Genomic DNA, 14,808 nt, shown 5'->3' with positions numbered 1-14,808 from the left:
AGGCAGGTGCCCTCGACCGCTCCCGCCCCGGACCGCCGCGCCGCCCTCAAGGCCCGGCACCGTCAGGCGATCCTCGACGCCGCCGACGCGCTGATCGCCGAGCGGGGCGCCCCGCGGTTCGGCGTCGACGAGCTGGCCGAGCGCGCCGACGTGTCGCGCCGCACGATCTTCAACCACTTCGCCGGCCTCGACGAGGTCGTGATGACGCTCTGCACCGCGGCGCTCACCGACGCGATCGACGAGTTCCGGGCGGCCACGACGGCCGTCGCGACCACGGCCGCGGCCGGCACCCGCTCCTCCTTGTTCGACGAGGTGGTGCTCGCGCTGCGCAGCATCGACCTGCCCGCGGTCGTCGCCTACCTCTGGCGCGTGCTCGACGGCGACGCCGAGGCGAACGGCGCCAACAAGGGCGTGCAGGACGTCTTCTCGCGCGCCACCGAGCACCTCGCCGCCGACGCCGCCCGCCGCAGCATCGACGTCGACCAGCTCGACGTCGAGCTGCTCGTCAGCTCGCTGCTGCACGGCATCGCCGTGATCGCCGAGCACTGGGTCCGCCGTACCGACGGCGCCCTCGACGCCGAGGGCCGGGCCGTCTGGGCCGAGCTGCTCGACCGCCTCGTGACGAGCGTGCGCACCGGCTACGCGCCGACCGCCTCCCCACCGGCCGCCTGACCCGCCCGACCCGACCCCCACCTCCTTCTCGACGACGCGACGCGAGGCTCCCCCCGGACCGACCACCGGCCCACCGCACCGCACCACCGCACCACCTGGAGGACGACCACATGGCATCCCTGCTCTACCGACTCGGCCGGCTCGCGGCCCGACGCGCCTGGGTGGTGATCGCCGCGTGGGTCGTCGTGCTCGGCCTCGCCGGCGGCTCGTTCGCCCTCTTCGGCGGCACGCTCACCTCGGCCGTGAGCATCCCCGGCACGAAGACGCAGGAGGTCTCCGACCAGCTCGCCGAGAAGTTCCCGCAGGCGAGCGGCGGCACCGGGTCGGTCGTCTTCACGACGAGCGACGACAGCGCGTTCACCGCCGACCAGCAGGCCGACGTCGTCGACCTGCTCGACAGCACGACCGAGCTCGACGACGTCAAGGCCACGGTCGACCCGTTCGCCACCCAGGCGCAGCTCGCCGACCAGCAGACGCAGATCGAGTCGGGCCGCCAGCAGATCAGCGCCGGCCGTGCCCAGCTCGAGTCCGGCCAGCAGCAGATCGACGCCGCGCAGGCCCAGCTGACCGCCGGCCAGCAGCAGCTCGACGCGGCCCGTGCCCAGGCCGAGGCCGCCGGCCAGCTCGCGGTCGCCCAGGCGCAGCTCGACGCCCAGCAGGCCCAGATCACCGCGGGCCAGCAGCAGCTCGACGCCCAGCAGGCCACGCTCGACTCGAGCCGCACCGAGCTCGAGACGCAGGAGTCGACCCTCGAGGACGGCGCCTCGCTGCTCGCCCTCTCGTCCGGCATCCGCCAGGTCTCCGAGGACGGCACCACGGCCGTCGCCACCATCCAGTTCGACAAGGCGCTGAACCTCGTGCCCAGCGAGGCGAAGGAGGCGGTGGTCGCCCACCTCGAGGACGCGGACATCGCGGGCGTCGAGGTCGAGGTCTCGAACGACATCGCCGCCACCATCCCCGAGATCCTCGGCCCGGGCGAGGTCGCGGGCGTCGTCATCGCCGCGATCGTGCTCTTCGTCATGCTCGGCACCCTGATCGGCGCCGGCCTGCCCCTGCTCAACGCCCTGATCGGCGTCGGGGTCGGCGTGCTCGCCTCGCTGTCGCTCTCGGGCGCCGTCGAGATGCTCTCGGTCACGCCGGTGCTGGGGGTGATGCTCGGCCTGGCGGTCGGCATCGACTACTCGCTGTTCATCCTCAACCGGCACCGCACGCAGCTCAAGGCGGGCGTGCCGCTGCACGAGTCGATCGGGCTGGCCAACGGCACGTCGGGCAACGCGGTCGTCTTCGCCGGCTCGACCGTGCTCATCGCGCTGCTCGCGCTGAACCTGACGGGCATCCCGTTCCTCGGCCTGATGGGCACCGTCGGCGCGGTCTGCGTCTTCGTCGCCATCCTCATCGCCATCACGCTGACCCCGGCGCTGCTGCGCCTCGTCGGCCCGCGCATCCTCACCAAGAAGGCGCGCGCGGCCGTCGGCCGCACCGGTGCCGTGAAGGTGCCGTCGAAGCCCATGGGCACCGGTCGTGCCGTGCTCACGCTCGTCGCCGGCGTGGCGGTGCTGCTGATCATCGCGATCCCCGCGCTGTCGATGCGCCTCGGCCTGCCCGCCGGGTCGTCCGAGCCCGTCGACTCGAGCGCCTACAAGGCCTACAAGATCGTCGAGGACAAGTTCGGCGCCGGCGTCAACGGGCCGCTGCTCGTGGTCGCCGACCTCGACCAGGCCGTGTCGGACGACGAGCTCGTCGCCGAGCAGGTGCGCGTCGGCACCGAGCTGGCCGCGCAGGACGACGTCGCCGCCATCGCCCCGATCGGCGCGTCCGACGACGACACCCTGCTCGCGTTCCAGGTCGTGCCCGAGGGCGGGCCGACCGCCGAGTCGACCGAGCAGCTCGTGCGCGACCTGCGCGCGCTCGACGTCGAGGGCGTCTCGTCGCTCGGCGTGGCCGGCAACGCTTCGGGCAACATCGACGTCAGCGAGAAGCTCGCCGCGGCCCTGCCGCTGTACCTGCTCGTCGTCGTCGGCCTGTCGCTGATCATCCTGGTGTTCGTGTTCCGGTCGATCCTCGTGCCGGTGACGGCGACCCTCGGGTTCGTGCTCTCGCTGTTCGCCGCGTTCGGCGGCGTGACGGCGGTGTTCCAGTGGGGCTGGCTCGCGCCCGTCTTCGGCGTGCACGACCCCGGGCCCATCCTGAGCTTCCTGCCGATCCTCATGGTCGGCGTGCTCTTCGGGCTCGCGATGGACTACCAGCTGTTCCTCGTCAGCGGCATGCGCGAGTCGTACGCCCACGGGTCGCCGGCGCGCCTCGCCGTGCAGCGCGGCGTGCACGCCGGACGCACCGTCGTCATCGCGGCGGCGCTGATCATGGCGGCGGTGTTCTCGGGCTTCGTGTTCTCGAACTCCGTGATGATCCAGTCGATCGGCCTGGGGCTCGCCCTCGGCGTGCTCGTCGACGCGTTCGTCGTGCGCCTGCTGCTCATCCCCGCGGTGATGCACCTGCTCGGCGACGCCGCCTGGTGGCTGCCGAAGTGGCTCGACCGCATCCTGCCCGACGTCGACGTGGAGGGCGCGTCGCTCGAGCGCTCGCAGCCGGCCGGCGACGGCGCGGGGCACGGGGCGGGCGAGGGCGAGGGCGACGGGCACGCGCACGGGCACGTCTCGCACGTGGCGGCCGACGCCCCGGTCGACGCCGACACGGCGACCCGGCACCACGGGGACGGCGTCCACCGGGCGTGACCCGGGCCCCGGGCCGCGGCCCGGGCGTCTCGGTCGAGGGCGGGTATTCCGGGCCGAGGGCGGGTCGGCGGCCACCCGCCCTCGGCCCGGAACGCCCGCCCTCGACCCGCGGGACGTACCCCGCGAGGAGGCGCCCGCTGGGAGGCCGGTCAGCCGCGCGTTCGTAGTGTCGGCGGTGCCTCGTAGTGTCCGTCGAGCCCCCGCCGTCCGGGGGCACCGCGCCGAGGCCCTGCGAGGAGCCACCCATGACCACTGCCGTCGACCCCGCCCGTCCGACGATCTTCTTCCTGCACGCCCTCGGCATGAGCGCGCGCGAGTTCGACGGCGTCGCCGCCCGGCTCGCCGACACGGCCGACGTGGTCGCGCTCGACCTGCCCGGCTTCGGCGACGCGAGCGCCGCCTCCGGCGTCTCGGTGGCCGACATGGCCGCGCTCGTCGTGCGCAAGGTGCGGCGCCACGCGCCCGCCCGCTGGCTGCTCGTCGGCCACAGCATGGGCGGCAAGGTCGCGTCGGTCGTGGCGTCGCGGGCCCTCGCCGGCGAGCACGGCCTGTTCGGCCTGAGCGGCGTCGTGCTGCTCGCGGCGTCGCCCCCGACGCCCGAGCCGATGAGCGACGACGACCGCGCCGAGAAGCGCGCCATGGCCGACGGCGGCGCGCTCGACGCCGGGTCGGCCCGGTCGTTCGTCGACGCCAACGTGGGGGCGCCGCTCGACCCGGCGTCCGACTCCGTCGCGGTCGCCGACGTGCAGCGCGCCTCGGCCGAGGCCTGGACGGCGTGGTTCGACCGCGGCAGCCGCGAAGACTGGTCCGCGACGGTCGGCGTGCTCGACGTGCCCGCCGTCGTCCTCGCCGGCGGCAGCGACGGCGACCTCGGCGAGTCGGCACAGCGCCAGCTCAACGGGCCGGTCTACCCGCGGGCCCGCGTGCAGGTCCTCGAGGGTGCCGGGCACCTCCTGCCGCTCGAGCGCCCCGACGAGGTCGCCGAGGCGATCCGCGCGTTCTGGCGCGACGAGGCCGGCACCGGCCCGGTCGTGCCCGTCGACGTGGTCCGCACCCTCGCCTCCTCGCGCGTCAGCACCCAGACGCGGGCGCTGCACGCCCGTCGCGTCCTCGCCGACGACCCCCGCTACCGCCCCGTCGCGCTCGACGAGGCGCAGCTCCAGACCCTCCGCGAGCTGAGCGACCGCGTCGTGCCGCAGCGGGCGCCCGAGCCGCGGCAGGCGATCGACCTCGCCGCCCGGGTCGACGCCCAGGTCGGCTCCGGCCGCGGCGACGGCTGGCGCAACGCCGCCCTGCCGCCCGACCCCGAGGCGTACCGCCGCGGGCTCGACGAGCTGGCCGGCTTCGGCGACCTCCCGCGGGCCGAGCAGGACGCCCTCGTCACGGCGGTCATCGCCGGCGAGCACGAGCCCCGAGCAGACGACTTCACCGCCGAGCAGATGACCCTCTGGTTCGAGGACTGCCGGGTCGACCTCGTGCGCACCTGGCTCTCGCACCCCGCGACGATGTCGCGCATCGGCTACGACGGCTACGCGAACGGCGGCGACGGGCCGCGCTTCCAGGGCTTCCAGCTGCTGGCCGCCGATGCCCGAGAAGCCTGGGAACCGACCATGGAGGCAACACGATGAAGCTCGACGGCATGACCACCTACGGCCACGACGAGATCGTGGACGCCGTCGTCGTGGGCACCGGCGCGGGAGGCGCGCCCCTGTTGGCGAAGCTGGCCGCGGCGGGCCTGCGCGTCGTCGCGATCGAGGCGGGGCCGAACTTCGACCCCGAGCAGTTCACGAACGACGAGGACGCCGGCACCGCCATCAACTGGATGGACGAGCGCCTCAGCGACGGCGACGACCCGAACGCCTTCGGCCCGAACAACTCGGGCAAGGGCGTCGGCGGCTCCACCCTGCACTGGGGCGCCTTCGTGCCGCGCCCGGACGAGCGCGACCTGCACCTCAAGAGCGAGACCGGCCAGGGCGTCGACTGGCCCGTCGACTCCGCCGAGGTGACCGGCTACATCGAGCAGGTCGAGGCCTTCGTCGGCGTCTCCGGCCCGAGCGACTACCCGTGGGATCCTTCGCGGCGCTACGAGTACCCGCCCGCCGGGCGCAACGCCGCCGCCGACATGATGGTCCGCGGCTGCGACGCCGTCGGCATCCGCACCGCCGACGCGCCCGAGGCGCTCATCACGCACGACCACCAGCAGGAGCACGTGGGCCTGCGCCACGCCTGCGTCAGCTGCGGCAGCTGCCACCAGGGCTGCCGCAACGGCGCCAAGGTCAGCATGGACGTCACGTACCTGCCGAGCGCGGTCGCGCACGGGGCCGAGATCCGGCCCGACTCGACGGTGACCGGCATCGACGTCGACGAGCACGGCGAGGTCACGGCGGTCGTCTACGTGCACGACGGGGTCGAGCACCGTCAGCGCACCGCGGCGCTGTTCCTCTGCGCCGGCGGAGTCGAGACCCCGCGCCTGCTGCTGCACACGGGCCTGGCCAACAGCAGCGGCCAGGTCGGCCGCAACTTCATGTGCCACGGCGCGACCCAGGTCTGGGCCACCTTCGAGGGCGAGATGCGCGGCCACCGCGGCTACCCGTCGTCGATCATCACCGAAGACCTGCGGGCGCCGGCCGACGCCGACTTCGTCGGCGGCTACCTCATCCAGAGCCTCGGGGTGCCCCCGCTGACGCTCGCGACCACGCTCGTGCGCGGCGGCGGCCTGTGGGGCGACGAGCTCGCCGACGTCGTCGGCGGCTACCGTCACCTCGCCGGCATCGGCATCAACGCCGAGTGCCTGCCGAGCGACGACAACCGTCTGGTGCTCTCCGACGAGCTCGACGAGGTGGGCGTGCCGAAGGCCCGCATCTCGTTCACGGCCGGCCCGAACGAGCAGGCCATCGACGAGCACGCCGTCCGCACCATGACGTCGATCGTCGAGGCCGCCGGCGGCACCGACATCCGCGTCCTGGCCCGCACCGCCCACACGCTGGGCACCTGCCGCATGGGCGACGACCCGACCCAGGCCGTCGTCGACCCCGACGGGCGCAGCTTCGACGTGCCCAACCTGTGGGTGTGCGACAACTCGACGTTCCCCAGCGCGGTCGTCGCCAACCCGGCGCTGCTGCAGATGGCGATGTCGCTGCGCACGGCCGATCGGTTCCTGGCGCAGCACCCGACCGCCTCCGCGACGGCGGGCGCCGCCGACGCGCAGTCCGAGTCGGCCGACCGCCGTACCCTGGTGTCATGACCGAGACGACCCTGACCAGCGCCGACGTGGCGCGCCTCATCGACCACACCCTGCTCAAGCCCGAGGCCACCCGTGCCGACGTCGACGCCCTGGTGGCCGAGGCGATCGAGCTCGGCACCTACTCGGTGTGCGTCTCGCCGTCGATGCTGCCTCTGGTGCTGCCCGAGGGCTCCGACCTCAAGGTCGCCGTGGTCGCCGGGTTCCCCAGCGGCAAGCACACCTCCGCCGTCAAGGCCGCCGAGGCCGCCGAGGCCGTGCGCTCCGGCGCGGACGAGGTCGACATGGTCATCGACGTCGGCGCCGCGGTCGCGGGCGACTTCGCCTCGATCGAGGAGGACATCGCCGCCGTCCGCCAGGCCGTGCCCGCCCCGACGGTGCTCAAGGTCATCATCGAGTCGGCCGCGCTGAGCGACGACGCGATCGTCGGCGCGTGCCGTGCGGCCGAGTCGGCCGGTGCCGACTTCGTCAAGACGTCGACGGGCTTCCACCCGGCCGGGGGCGCGTCCGAGCACGCGGTCCGGCTGATGGCCGAGACCGTCGGCGGACGCCTCGGCGTCAAGGCGTCGGGCGGCGTCCGCAGCCTGGCCGACGCGCAGGCCTACGTCGCCGCGGGAGCCACGCGGCTGGGCGTCTCGGGGTCGCGGGCGCTGCTCGGCGGCGCGGGTGCCGCCTCCACGGGGTCCGGTTCGTACTAGCCGACGCGTCGTCGTCGAGACGCCCCGCTGCCGACCCGGCGGCGGGGCGTCCGTCGTTCGCGCGGCGCCCGCCGCACGTCGCGCCGTCGCGCCGCCGTGCCCGCCGCGCGGTCGTGCTCGCCGCGCGGCTGCACGCGTCGGCCACCGCCGCGCCCCACGCTCCGACCCCGCTTCGACACCGCCGAGTGAACGGAACACGGCGTAATTCGGCGGTGTTCCGTTCACTCGGCGGTGTCAGGGGCGGCTGGTCGTGCCCGACGCGCTGCGAGCAAGATCGGCCAGCGCGCTGCGCGGCACCCCGTGCCCCGCACGCCGGCGGGATCGTCCGGCGAGCTCATGGCCGCGCGACACCCCGTGTGCCGCACGACACCCGGATCGATCGGGGTGTGGTGCGGCGTCCGGGGTGTCGCGGCGCAGCGACGCCGCGCGTCACCGGACCACCGCGAACCGCTCGAGCACGACCTGCGTGTCGTCGTCGAGCTCGAACCCGTCGCCGAGCTCGGCGCGCATCTCGTCCGACCGCCAGAAGCGCTCGTGGCCCCGGCGCCAGGCGGCGACGTCGGCGTAGCCCTCGCCCTCCGCGACGGCGTGGTCGAGGTCGACCGCGTGCAGGGGGACGACGCTGACGGCGGTGGTCTCGATGACCGCCACCGCGCCTCCTTCGGAGTCGAGCACGACGCCCCGGTCGCCGACGGCCGGCAGCGGTTCGTCGGCCCGCTCGTACTCGCGGAGCAGCGAGCTCGTCGACGTCTTGTCGCCCGCCAGGACCGCGGCGACGATCGCGTCGCGCAGGGGCCCGGGGAACGCGAACTCGACGGGCGGGAGGTCGGGCGGCAGGTCCGGCGTCATCGGGCCATCCAAGCACCCGCCGCTCACGCGACGCGGCGGCCGTCGACCAGGTGCACGACGTCGACCCCGGGCCCGCGGAGCTCGTGGTCGTGGGTGGCCTCGACCACCGTGGCTCCCCGGGCGAGCTCGGCGGCGACCGCGGCCCGGATGAGCGCCGTCGCCGCGGCGTCCACCCCGGCGGTCGGCTCGTCGAGCAGCAGCAGGTCGGCTCGCCGTGCCAGCCCCTGCGCGACGAGCACGCGTTGCCGCTGCCCGCCCGACAACGCCGCGAGCGGCCGCCGGGCGAGGTCGGCGACGTCGAGCGCCTCGAGGCACTCGTCGACGACGGCGCGGTCCCTCCGGCGCAGCGGCCGCCACGGCCCGAGCGACGCCCAGCGCCCCATCGCGACCGTCTCGCGGACCGTGATCGGCAGGCGCTCGGTGACCGCGCTGCGCTGCACGACGACCGCGGTCGACCCGGGGGCGGGCAGCTCCACCTGCCCCGCCAGGTCGCGGTGCGTGCCCGCGAGCACGCCGAGCAGGGTCGACTTGCCCGAGCCGTTCGGGCCGACGAGCACCGTCAGCCGACCCCGCCGCACGTCGAGGTCGACGGTGTCGAGGGCCGTGTGGCCGTCGTGTCGGGCGGTCACCCCGAGGAGGCGCGCGAGCGTCCCCGAGGCCGGTGCGGCGACGTCGAGCGAGGGCGGAGCAGGGTCGGCGGCGGTGTCCATGGCTAGATCATACTGATAATCGTTTTCATGTATGGTCGTGCCTCGTGGCCTTCCTCCTCGACCCGTTCAGCACCGCGTTCATGCTCCGAGCCCTCGTCGGCGGCGTGCTCGTCGCCGTGCTCTGCGGCGTCGTCGGCACCTGGGTCGTCGTCCGCGGCACGGCGTTCCTCGGCGAGGCGATGGCGCACGGGGTCCTGCCGGGGGTGGCCGTCGCCTCCCTCGTGGGGCTCCCCGCCGTGCTCGGCGCGGCCGTCAGCGCCGCCATGATGACGGCCGGCGTCGGCCTCGTCACGCGCCGCTCGCGGGTCTCGCCCGACACCGCGATCGGCCTGCTCTACGTCGCGATGCTCAGCGTCGGCGTCGTGATCGTGTCACGGTCGCGCTCGTTCGCGACCGACCTCACCGCCGTGCTGTTCGGCGACGTCCTCGCCGTCGACCAGGACGACCTCGTCTCCATCGCGGTCGCCGTCGTCGTGGGCGTGGCGGTCACGGCCGCGTTCCACCGCCCCTTCGTCGCGCTCGCCTTCGACCCGCGCGTCGCGAGCACCTCAGGCCTGCGCCCCGGCGTGGCCCACGTCGTGCTCGTCGGCCTCGTGACGCTCGTCGTCGTCGCGTCGTACCAGGCGGTGGGCAGCCTGCTCGTCGTGGGGCTGCTGCTCGCCCCGGCGGTCGCCGCAGCCCGGTGGACCCGTCGCATCCCCACCACGATGGCCGCCGCCGCCGGGGTGGGCGCCGTCGCCGTGTTCCTCGGGCTGCTCGTCTCGTGGCACGCCTCGACGGCGGCCGGCGCGAGCATCGCCGCGTGCGCGGTGGGGCTGGCCGGGCTGTCGGCCGCGGCGCGTGCCGTGGTCTCGGGCCGCGCCTCCTCGGCCTCGACGCCCGGGCGCGCAGGCGCCGTGCGGTCGACAGCCGTGCGGTCGACAGCCGTGCGCAAGACCGCCGAGCGCTCGACCGCTGTGCGCTCTACCGCGATGCACCTCGCCCGCGGCCCTGCGCCCTCCACGCGCCCCGACCCCGCCCCCTCCGCCCGACAGGAAGAGCCCTCGCACCCGTGACCAGACGAACCACAGCCCTGCTGCCCGCCGCCCTCGCCGCCCTGCTCGCCCTCACGGCCTGCAGCGCGGACGGCACCCGTGCCGGCACCGGACCCGACGACGCCGCCTCCGCCGACGAGACCGCCGTGCCGCACGGGTACGTCGAGGGGGCCCGTGAGCTCCAGGAGCCGCAGCTCCGCCTCGTCGCCCTCGACGGCGACGTGCTCACGGCCCTCGACCCCGCCACCGGCGAGACCGTCGAGCTCGCGTCGGGAGGTGCGCTCGGCGACGCCTCCTCGCTCGCCACCGACGGTCGCCACCTCTTCGCGGCCGGCCCGGACGGCGCGCTCACGATCGTCGACGGAGGCGCCTGGACGGTGCCCCACGGCGACCACTCGCACTACTACCTCGCCGAGCCGCGGGTCGTCGCCGAGCCCGGGGACCTCGACGTCGAGACCGGCGACGCCGTCCCGTCCTCCGACGACGGAGCGCAGGAGGTGCGGGTCGCCTCCAGCGCCTCCCTCACCGCCGCCTTCTGGCCGACCACGGGCACGGGGCTCGTGCTCGACGGCGACGCCCTGGCCGACGGCGAGGTGGACGAGGTCGGCCGCGTCGAGGGGACGCCGCACGACGGCGTGCTCGTGCCGCTCGGCGACCACGTGGTGGCGAGCGTCGTCCGCGGGAGCGCCACGGACGGAAGCGTCACGGACGGGCCCGCGGGCGCCGACGGGCCGCGGCGCCGCGCCGACACGGTCGTCGTCACGACCGCCGACGGCGAGCCGGTCGACGGCCTCGAGGCCCCTTGCCCCGACCTGCGGGGCGCGGCAGCGACCCGGGTCGGCGTGGTCGTCGGCTGCTCCGACGGCGCCGTGCTCGCGACCGTCGACGCGGCCGGCCACGCCGAGCTCGAGCGGATCCCGTACCCGGCCGACGCGGCGCCGACCGCCTCGGAGGCGGCCACCTCGTTCGCCGCCCGTCCCGGTCGCCCGGCCGTCGCCTCCGTCGCGGGGGACCGGGGAGCCTGGCTGCTCGACACGCGTGCCCGCGCCTGGACCCTGATCGAGACTCCCGAGCCGCTGCTGCGGGCGACGGCGGTCGGCGACGCCGACGGCACCGTGGTCGCCGTCGACGCCTCGGGCCGCGTCGTCGTGCTCTCGCCCCAGGGCGTCGTGGCGCAGACCGAGCCGCTCGTCGCCGCCGACCTCGTCGCCGGCGCCGACGGGCCCGAGCTGCCCGCGGGCGTCGTGCTCGAGGTCGACGCCTCGCGCAGCTACCTGAACTCGCCGTCGGCCGGGGTCGTGCACGAGATCGACCACGCCGACTCGGCGCGGGTCGCCCGCACGCTGTCGCTGCCGGGCCGCCTCGTCGTGGAGACGGGCCGATGAGCGCCGCCCGCCGGGCCCCGCGCGCCGCCGCCCGCCTCTCGCACCCCGAAGTGGACGATGCACCCCGTCGTTCCGGGGTTCATCGTCCACTCCGGGGTGCCGCAGCCGTGACGACCGCGGCCGCGCTGCTGCTCGTCGCCGTCGGCTGCTCCGCCCTCGGCGACGACACCGGCGGCGCACGCACCGGCACCACCGGCACCACCGACACCGCCGCCCCGCGCGTCGTCGTGACGACGAACATCCTCGGCGACGTCGTCGGCGAGCTGGTCGGCGACCAGGCCGAGGTCGTCACGCTCATGCCCCCGGGAGCCGACCCGCACAGCGTCGAGATCTCGGCCCGCGAGGCCGCCGACCTGCGCGAGGCCGACCTGGTCGTCGCGAACGGCCTCGGCCTCGAGGAGGGGCTGCGGCAGCACGTCGACTCCGCGGCCGCGGCGGGCGTCCCCGTCGTCGAGGCCGGCGACCTCATCGAGCCCCTCGCCTACGCGGAGGGCGACGCCGAGGGCGAGCCCGACCCGCACTTCTGGACCGACCCGGCGCGCGTGCTCGACGTCGTCGACGGGCTCGAGCACGAGCTGGCGACGCAGGTCGACGGCCTCGACGCCGGTGCGCTCGAGGCGGCCGCCGCCTCCTACCGACAGCAGCTCGTGCAGCTCGACGCCGACCTCGAGGCGAGCTTCGGCGCGATCCCGGCCGAGCGCCGCGCGCTCGTGACGAACCACCACGTCTTCGGCTACCTGGCCGAGCGCTACGGGTTCCGGGTGGTCGGGGCCGTGCTGCCGAGCGGCACGACGCTGGCCGCGCCGAGCGCGTCCGACCTCGCCGGGCTCACCGAGGCGATCGAGGAGGCGGGGGTCGCGACGATCTTCGCCGACGCCTCCCAGCCCGACCGCCTGGTGCAGGTGCTCGCCGACGAGGCCGACGTCGAGGTCGACGTCGTCGCCCTGCACACCGAATCGCTCAGCGCCCCCGGCGGGGGAGCCGAGACCTACCTCGAGATGATGCGCTCGAACGGGCAGCTCATCGCGACCGGCCTGTCTCCCTGACCGGCCACCCCCACCCGAACACGACACGGAAACGGACCACATGACACAGCGACACCAGACCCGGACCCAGCCCCAGACCCCGCGACAGCAGACCCCGCGACAGCAGACCCCGCGCCAGCCCGCCCCGCGACGCCGCGCGACGACCCTCGCCGGCCTCGCGCTCGCCGCCTCCGCCGCGCTCGCCCTCACGGCGTGCTCCGGCACGGCAGGCACGGGAGGCACGGCAGGCGCAGGAGGCGCGGGTGCCGACGACGCGGCCGGCGCGGCCTCCGGGAACGGCGCGACCACCGCCTCCTCGGCGCAGCCCCGCATCGCGGCCACCTACGACGGCGGGGTGCTCGTGCTCGACGCGACGACCCTCGAGACCGTGGCCGACGTCGAGCTGGCCGGCTTCAACCGGGTGAACCCGGCCGGCGACGGACGCCACGTGCTCGTCTCGACCGAGGAGGGGTTCCGGGTGCTCGACACCGGGGCCTGGACGACCGGCGGCACGCACCACGTCGCCGAGCCCGAGCTCACCGACCTCGTCTTCGAGGCGCCGACGCCCGGCCACGTCGTGCGGCACGGCGACAAGACGATCCTGTTCTCGGACGGCACCGGCGACACGACCGTGTTCGAGACGGCCGACCTGCTCGACGTCTCCGAGACCGGCGAGCTGCCCGCGACCGAGACGATCTCGTCGCCCGAGGCGCACCACGGCGTGTCGATCGAGCTCGAGGACGGCACCCTGCTCACGACGATCGGCGACTCGGAGTCGCGGGTCGGCGTGCGCGCCCTCGACGCCGAGGGGCAGGAGACCGCCCGCAGCGAGGAGTGCCCGTCCGTGCACGGCGAGGGCACCACGGCCGACGAGGTGGCGGTGTTCGGCTGCAGCGACGGCGTGCTGCTCTACGACGACGGCGCCTTCACGAAGATCGCCGCGGCGGACGAGTACGGCCGCACCGGCAACGCCTACGTGACCGACTCGTCGTCCGTCATGCTGGGCGACTACAACAGCGACCCGGACTCGGAGGGGTACGAGCTGACGCAGCTCACGAAGGTCGACACCGCGGCGGCGACCTCGCAGGTGCTGGACCTGCCCGCGGGCGTCTCCTACACGTGGAAGGGCGTCGGCCGCACCGCCGACGACGACGCGCTCGTGCTCGGCACCGACGGGGCGCTGCACCTGCTCGACGTCGCGACGGGCTCGTTCGGCGCCTCGTACCCGGTGATCGACGCCTGGGAGGGGCCCGCCGAGTGGCAGGACTCGCACTCGAGCCTGTCGGTCGTCGGCGACACGGCGTGGGTGACCGACCCCGCGGCGGGCGCGATCCACGCGGTCGACGTCGCGACCGGCGAGGTGACGGCCACGGCCGACCTCGGCGTCGAGGCCAACGAGATCGCGGTGGTCACCGGCTAGCCGGCGTCGCCGGCGTCGCCGGCACGGCGAGAGGCCGCAGATCGACCTTCCCCGTCGGGGGAGCGTCGATCTGCGGCCTCTCACCTGCGCGTGGGGCGGGGGGCTCTCCTCGTTCAGGAGGCGCGGGTCGGCACCTCCTGAACGGTCGCGACAGCCGCCCCCGGACGTGCGAGAACCCCGCCCCGCGCGTGAGCGCGGGACGGGGCCCCACCGGGAACACCGGCCCTCGTGCAGGGTCGGGGCCGGTGTCGTCGCCGTTCGAGCCGGGAAGGCCCTACTCGGTGGCGACGGTGATCTTCGCGACGCCGACGAGCATCTCGTCCTGGACGGCGTCGGTGTTGAAGGTCTGGTTCAGCAGCGCGGCCGCGTCGGGGCTGATGTGCACGGTGGTGCCCTCGAGGACGGCGTTGGTGCCCTCCATCTGGAGGGGCTTGAGGGTGCCGCCGTAGAGGTTGAACAGGTAGGCGCCCTCGGCTGCGACTTCGCCGTTGGCGGTGACGGTGCCGTAGAGCTTGCTCTCGCCCGGGTCGATGCGGAAGTCGGTGAGCTCGACGACGGTGCCGTCGGCGGCGGTCAGCGACAGGCCGGAGCCGTCGTGGTCGATCTCGCCCTGGACGTAGGGGCGGACGTCGCTGGAGGGGTCGTAGTAATCGACGTTGCCGCCGGTGATGGGGAAGGAGAAGGTGCCGGTGGTGCTGTCGAAGGCGGCGGTGCCGACGACTCCGGGGGTGAGGCCGAGGGTGCCGAGGGCCTCGACGAAGGACGCGTCGACGGCGACCTGGGTGTCGACGCCGCCGGAGAGGTCGGGGAGCGAGGCCAGGGGCTCGGTGGACGCGGCCGACGACGACGACGACGGGGCGGCGGAGGACGACGAGGTCGAGCCGGCGTCGCTGGAGGAGCAGGCGGCGAGGCTGAAGATCAGGGCGCCGGAGGCGACGATGCCGAAGGCGGACTTGGTGATGGTCTTGCGTGAGATGTTCATGGGGTTCTCCTTGTCTGTGGTTCCCGGTGGGGAGTTGACAGGGGTTCGCCGCCGATGCTG

At 74.9% G+C, this 14,808-nt stretch carries 12 protein-coding genes; 9 read left to right on the top strand and 3 right to left on the bottom strand.

Features of this window, described 5'->3' with window-relative positions; translation table 11 throughout:
- The first annotated feature begins 6 nt into the window (after positions 1-6).
- The 5 genes from FHR78_RS05850 to deoC all read left to right on the top strand — a co-directional run bounded on the left by FHR78_RS05850 (position 7) and on the right by deoC (position 7,343).
- Positions 7-672, top strand: coding sequence for a helix-turn-helix domain-containing protein (locus FHR78_RS05850; protein ID WP_166759492.1), 666 nt, complete (start codon positions 7-9; stop codon positions 670-672).
- A gap of 110 nt (positions 673-782) precedes the next feature.
- Positions 783-3,404 (top strand): MMPL family transporter, encoded by a 2,622-nt coding sequence (locus FHR78_RS05845; protein ID WP_166759491.1) that lies wholly within the window; start codon positions 783-785, stop codon positions 3,402-3,404.
- Between the two features lie 245 nt (positions 3,405-3,649).
- Positions 3,650-5,032, top strand: coding sequence for an alpha/beta hydrolase (locus FHR78_RS05840; RefSeq protein ID WP_166759490.1), 1,383 nt, complete (start codon positions 3,650-3,652; stop codon positions 5,030-5,032).
- Entirely contained in the window at positions 5,029-6,648 is a 1,620-nt protein-coding gene (locus FHR78_RS05835) for a GMC family oxidoreductase (protein ID WP_208392762.1), read from the top strand. The genes FHR78_RS05840 and FHR78_RS05835 overlap by 4 nt, the downstream gene beginning before the upstream one ends.
- Positions 6,645-7,343, top strand: coding sequence for a deoxyribose-phosphate aldolase (gene deoC / locus FHR78_RS05830; protein ID WP_166759489.1), 699 nt, complete (start codon positions 6,645-6,647; stop codon positions 7,341-7,343). Before FHR78_RS05835 ends, deoC begins: the two co-directional genes overlap by 4 nt.
- A gap of 429 nt (positions 7,344-7,772) precedes the next feature.
- Here the strand turns inward: deoC and FHR78_RS05825 are convergent, their stop codons facing one another.
- Positions 7,773-8,192 (bottom strand): ASCH domain-containing protein, encoded by a 420-nt coding sequence (locus tag FHR78_RS05825; protein WP_166759488.1) that lies wholly within the window; start codon positions 8,190-8,192, stop codon positions 7,773-7,775.
- Positions 8,193-8,215: 23 nt separating this feature from the next.
- Complete coding sequence (aztA, locus tag FHR78_RS05820) at positions 8,216-8,902, bottom strand: zinc ABC transporter ATP-binding protein AztA (protein WP_166759487.1); 687 nt, start codon at positions 8,900-8,902, stop codon at positions 8,216-8,218.
- 44 nt (positions 8,903-8,946) lie between these two features.
- On the opposite strand from aztA, the gene aztB reads away from it, so the two are divergent.
- The 4 genes from aztB (at position 8,947) to aztD (ending at position 13,766) form a co-directional block, all read left to right on the top strand.
- Positions 8,947-9,957, top strand: coding sequence for a zinc ABC transporter permease AztB (gene aztB / locus FHR78_RS05815; RefSeq protein WP_166759486.1), 1,011 nt, complete (start codon positions 8,947-8,949; stop codon positions 9,955-9,957).
- Positions 9,954-11,321, top strand: coding sequence for an ABC transporter (locus FHR78_RS05810; RefSeq protein WP_166759485.1), 1,368 nt, complete (start codon positions 9,954-9,956; stop codon positions 11,319-11,321). Before aztB ends, FHR78_RS05810 begins: the two co-directional genes overlap by 4 nt.
- A 107-nt stretch (positions 11,322-11,428) precedes the next feature.
- Entirely contained in the window at positions 11,429-12,367 is a 939-nt protein-coding gene (gene aztC / locus FHR78_RS05805; protein ID WP_347878067.1) for a zinc ABC transporter substrate-binding protein AztC, read from the top strand.
- A gap of 40 nt (positions 12,368-12,407) precedes the next feature.
- Positions 12,408-13,766 (top strand): zinc metallochaperone AztD, encoded by a 1,359-nt coding sequence (gene aztD, locus FHR78_RS05800; RefSeq protein ID WP_208392761.1) that lies wholly within the window; start codon positions 12,408-12,410, stop codon positions 13,764-13,766.
- A 274-nt stretch (positions 13,767-14,040) separates the two neighbouring features.
- On the opposite strand, the gene FHR78_RS05795 is transcribed toward aztD, so the two are convergent.
- Complete coding sequence (locus FHR78_RS05795; RefSeq protein ID WP_166759483.1) at positions 14,041-14,748, bottom strand: hypothetical protein; 708 nt, start codon at positions 14,746-14,748, stop codon at positions 14,041-14,043.
- Positions 14,749-14,808 lie beyond the last annotated feature (60 nt).

Source organism: Frigoribacterium faeni, assembly GCF_011761235.1.
Taxonomy (GTDB): Bacteria; Actinomycetota; Actinomycetes; order Actinomycetales; family Microbacteriaceae; genus Frigoribacterium; species Frigoribacterium faeni_A.
This window is presented reverse-complemented; position numbering and strand designations above follow the sequence as displayed.